Genomic DNA, 3,507 nt, shown 5'->3' on the forward strand with positions numbered 1-3,507 from the left:
TATCTAATCTTGGCACATTGCGATGCCTTGGTGGAGTGACCATTTCAGCACCCATTAGTTGATCGTAATTAATTCATAAGGTTACGGCTTAAAACTATCGGGTGCCTTGCATTTTACTCAATACTTAAAGATCGTGGACACCCAAATGCTGAGCTTGTGAAAGGTAGGGACACCCAAATGTTGAACTTATTAATATCAATACGTTAACGGTTAATTCTATTATTAAATTGGTGGTATGCTGTTGCTCTTCGTTGAGTTTTTCGAAAACAGGTAGTGATTCTAGCAAAATTCAACAGGACGTTTGGGTTAGTTTTTTTGGATTATGGAAAGTGAATAAATGTTACTTCGCCATAAAAGCGCTTAAGTAAAATGATAATTAAAGAGGGCCCCAAAAGTGCCTGATGACAAAAATTTTGTTGATTAATCAACCTTCCTAAAAATACTTCCTTACCAATAACTTACAGTCAAACAAGAAGTTCTCTTCTATTAAATACTGAGAATGTGTTTGAAAAATATACTCGTTAACTGAACTTTATCTTTATATATCACGTATCTATTGGGGTCATCATTTACATATTTGCAATTCTAGAGTGCTATTGAGCAACGCTTTTTTAACTTATCCGCAAAAATAGATTGAGTCTACGGCATATTCGGTCCAGCAAATTATTAATGATTAACACAATGGCGATAAATTAAGTAAACGTCATTTCTACTTAAAAGTTATATGCTTGATGTTACTTTTGTTTCAATACTCATTTTATTGCTGCGGGAGTTCAACATAATTTAAATTCAAACTTATACGGGGTCTATGATTATGTTTGAAAGTTTCAACGCCGAGACACTTGCCAGAATGCAGTTTGCATTTACTGTTTCCTTTCATATTATATTTCCAGCTTTTTCAATTGGGCTGGCCAGTTATTTAGCTGTGTTAAATGGTATGTGGCTAAAAACACATGATAAAACTTATCTTTTCTTATTCAATTACTGGAAGAAGATTTTTGCGGTTGCCTTCGGTATGGGCGTCGTTTCCGGTATTGTGATGTCCTATCAATTTGGTACTAACTGGTCGGTGTTTTCTGATAAAACAGGGCCAGTCCTTGGACCACTTATGGCCTATGAAGTACTTTCTGCCTTTTTCCTAGAGGCTGGGTTTTTAGGTATCGCTTTGTTTGGACGAGAGCGAGTGGGCGATAAACTACACATGTTTGCCGTCTGTATGGTTGCCTTTGGTACGTTAATGTCAGCGACGTGGATTTTATCGGTTAATTCGTGGATGCAAACACCTGCTGGCTACAGCATTAATGAGTTAGGTCAGTTTGTACCTGAGGATTGGATGCAGATCGTTTTTAATCCTTCGTTCCCTTACCGTTTAGTACACATGGTTGTCGCCGCTTTCTTAACAACGGCTCTCGTTGTGGGGGCAGTCGGTGCTTTACACCTATTAAGAAGAAAAGCTGATGTTGCTGCACGTCGTATGTTTTCAATGGCGATGGGCATGTTAATGATTGCAGCCCCTTTACAAATTGTGGTGGGAGACTTTCATGGTTTAAATACGTTAGAGCATCAACCAGCCAAAGTAATGGCGATGGAAGGGCATTATGATAGTCACCCTGAAGGTGCACCACTTATCTTGTTTGGTATTCCTAATCCAGAACAAAAGACAATTGATTACGCGATTCAGATACCTAAGGTGTCTAGCTTAATTTTAAAGCATGATTTAAATGCGCCGCTTGCTGGTTTAGATACGATTGCAGATGAAGATGAGCCACCTGTTGCCATTGTCTTCTGGAGCTTCCGTATCATGGTTGCTCTTGGTTTTGCGATGTTAGGCTTAGCCGTTTGGAGTTTTTGGAGACGGATGCGTGGCAAGCTTTATGATGATGATTGGTTAAAGCGCGCTGCGATTGTGATGGGACCAATGGGCTTTGTAGCCGTATTAGCAGGCTGGGTTACTACTGAAGTCGGTCGTCAACCTTTCACTGTCTATGGCTTATTGCGAACTTCAGATAGTCTTGCACCAATTGCAGCGCCTGCTGTCGCTGTTTCCCTTATCGCATTTATTGTTGTTTACTTCTTTGTGTTTGGAGCCGGTACATATTACATCTTAAGGCTGATGAACAAATTGCCGAAGGCATCTGGCGTTGATATGAATGACGGGCCTATTAGAACCGCAGAAAAACAAGTTATTGAAACCATTGATATAACTCACACAGACCATAAGTCAGATGGCCAAGGAGGTAACCATGGAATTTGAATTATCATTTATCTGGGCAATTATAATCACGTTTGCCGTACTTTGTTATGTCATTTTAGATGGCTTTGATTTAGGCATTGGCATTTTATTTCCATCGGCTAAGTCAGAGCAAGATAAGTCGGTCATGATGAATACAATTGCACCGGTTTGGGATGGCAATGAAACTTGGTTAGTCATGGCGGGCGGTGGCTTGTTTGCTGTTTTTCCTCTCGCCTACGCGGTTATTATGCCTGCCTTGTATATGCCTATTATATTGATGTTGCTAGCGTTAATTTTTAGAGGTGTCGCTTTTGAATATCGTTGGAGAACGGTTCGTTGGAAACCTGTTTGGGACTTTTCTTTCTTCGCTGGATCTGTGGTAGCTGCCTTTACGCAAGGTATTTCTCTCGGTGCTTTGGTACAAGGTATCGAGGTTGTAAATCGAGCTTACGCTGGTGGTTGGTGGGACTGGTTGACTCCGTTTTCATTATTCACTGGAGTCGCTGTTGTCATAGGCTATGGTTTGCTAGGCTCTACTTGGTTAATCATGAAAACAGAAGGGGAGTTGCAAAGCAGAATGCGCGGTTATGCTAAAGGGTTAGCCATTGCTACCCTCGGATTTATAGGTGTTGTTAGTATCTTAACGCCTTTTCAAGATCCGGCTTATTTCCAACGCTGGTTCTCGTTACCAGGCAGCATCTTTAGTATTTTGGTTCCTGTTTTAGTGGGTTTATGTACTTGGTTGCTCTTTACCGGGTTAAAACAATGCAAAGAGGCGCAACCATTTTTTGCTTCACTTGGTTTATTTGTGCTTAGCTTTATCGGTATTCTTATTAGTTTCTATCCTAATATTGTGCCGCCAAGTTTAACCATTACTGAAGCTGCTGCACCTGATTCAAGTTTAAAATTCGCTTTAATGGGCACGGTAGTATTAGTACCACTTATTTTAATTTATACCGCTTATGCCTACTGGGTATTCCGAGGTAAAGTAAGACCTGAGGATGGGTATCACTAATGACGTTGAATAAATATAAAAAACTCGCTTGGTTTATCGGTATTTGGTTTGCTGGTGTGTTGGCGCTATTTATTGTGGCCATGTTGATTAAATCAGTGATTCTTTAATCGTTTTGTGTGCTGAAGTTCACTAGAACTGGCTGTTAAATTAAAGCTAAACTTTAAAAGACAAATCGTGAAAAAATTGTGGACACCCATTAGTTGATCGTAATGAATTCAGAAGGTTACGATTTAAAATTATTGAGTGTCTTGTCTTTTCT

Annotated in this window: 3 protein-coding genes; all 3 read left to right on the forward strand. The window is 39.8% G+C overall.

The features are described 5' to 3' along the window. Positions 1–814 precede the first annotated feature (814 nt). The 3 genes from V6256_RS15015 to V6256_RS15025 are packed head-to-tail and all read left to right on the forward strand — an operon-like array spanning position 815 to position 3,355. A complete protein-coding gene (locus tag V6256_RS15015) occupies positions 815–2,254 on the forward strand; it encodes a cytochrome ubiquinol oxidase subunit I (protein ID WP_341599081.1) in 1,440 nt (479 codons plus the stop codon). Continuing rightward, positions 2,244–3,248 carry a cytochrome d ubiquinol oxidase subunit II gene (cydB, locus tag V6256_RS15020; protein WP_341599082.1) on the forward strand — a complete coding sequence of 335 codons (1,005 nt, stop codon included), beginning with the start codon at positions 2,244–2,246 and terminating at the stop codon, positions 3,246–3,248. The genes V6256_RS15015 and cydB overlap by 11 nt, the downstream gene beginning before the upstream one ends. Next, the gene (locus V6256_RS15025) at positions 3,248–3,355 is read left to right on the forward strand and encodes a DUF2474 family protein (protein ID WP_341599083.1); all 108 of its coding nucleotides are present in this window, start codon (positions 3,248–3,250) and stop codon (positions 3,353–3,355) included. Before cydB ends, V6256_RS15025 begins: the two co-directional genes overlap by 1 nt. Positions 3,356–3,507 lie beyond the last annotated feature (152 nt).

It is taken from the genome of Psychromonas aquatilis (assembly GCF_038155185.1).
Taxonomy (GTDB): Bacteria; Pseudomonadota; Gammaproteobacteria; order Enterobacterales; family Psychromonadaceae; genus Psychromonas; species Psychromonas aquatilis.

Coding starts and splice junctions, on each gene's coding strand:
- V6256_RS15025 (WP_341599083.1), top strand. CDS start 3,248: ATGACGTTGAATAAATATAAAAAACTCGCTTGGTTTATCGGTATTTGG.
- cydB (WP_341599082.1), top strand. CDS start 2,244: ATGGAATTTGAATTATCATTTATCTGGGCAATTATAATCACGTTTGCC.
- V6256_RS15015 (WP_341599081.1), top strand. CDS start 815: ATGTTTGAAAGTTTCAACGCCGAGACACTTGCCAGAATGCAGTTTGCA.